Annotated in this window: 1 protein-coding gene; it reads left to right on the top strand. The window is 58.6% G+C overall.

What is annotated here, in order from left to right; translation table 11 throughout:
- On the top strand, nucleotides 1-1,018 hold a 1,018-nt coding region (locus tag ACIF4X_RS12260; protein ID WP_397482317.1), incomplete at both ends, for a sigma-70 family RNA polymerase sigma factor.

Here is a 1,018-nt window from a genome sequence, read left to right as displayed (position 1 = left end):
GACCCGGTGCGCATGTACATGCGTGAAATGGGTACGGTCGAGCTTCTGACTCGTGAAGGCGAAATCGAAATCGCCAAGCGTATCGAAGAGGGCATCCGTGAAGTGATGAGCGCAATCGCGCACTTCCCTGGCACGGTTGACCACATCCTCTCCGAGTACACTCGCGTCACCACCGAAGGTGGTCGCCTGTCCGACGTCCTGAGCGGTTATATTGACCCGGACGACGGCATTGCGCCGCCTGCCGAGGTGCCGCCGCCTGTCGAAGCCAAAGCGGCGAAAGCCGACGACGACACCGATGACGATGAAGCCGAATCTTCCGATGACGAAGAAGAAGCCGAAAGCGGTCCGGATCCGGTCATCGCTGCCCAGCGCTTTGGCGCCGTGGCTGACCAGATGGAAATCACCCGCAAGGCCCTGAAAAAGCACGGTCGCAACAACAAGGCGGCGATTGCCGAGTTGCTGGTACTGGCCGAGCTGTTCATGCCGATCAAACTGGTACCGAAGCAATTCGAAGGCCTGGTCGAGCGTGTTCGCGGTGCCCTGGATCGTTTGCGTCAGCAAGAGCGCGCGATCATGCAGCTGTGCGTACGTGATGCACGTATGCCACGCGCTGATTTCCTGCGTCAGTTCCCGAGCAACGAAGTCGACGAAAGCTGGTCCGACGCCCTGGCCAAAGGCAAGAGCAAGTACGCCGAAGCCATCGGCCGCGTGCAGCCGGATATCATTCGTTGCCAGCAGAAACTGATCGCGCTGGAAACCGAAACCGGTCTGACCATCGCAGAAATCAAGGACATCAACCGTCGCATGTCGATCGGTGAGGCCAAGGCCCGCCGCGCGAAGAAAGAGATGGTTGAAGCCAACCTGCGTCTGGTGATCTCGATCGCCAAGAAGTACACCAACCGCGGCCTGCAATTCCTCGATCTGATCCAGGAAGGCAACATCGGTCTGATGAAAGCGGTGGACAAGTTCGAATACCGTCGTGGTTACAAGTTCTCGACTTATGCCACCTGGTGGATCC

Source organism: Pseudomonas sp. NPDC085632 (genome assembly GCF_044541255.1).
Classification (GTDB): Bacteria; Pseudomonadota; Gammaproteobacteria; order Pseudomonadales; family Pseudomonadaceae; genus Aquipseudomonas.
Note: the sequence above shows the minus strand (reverse complement) of the source record. Positions and strands in the feature narration are given on the sequence as shown.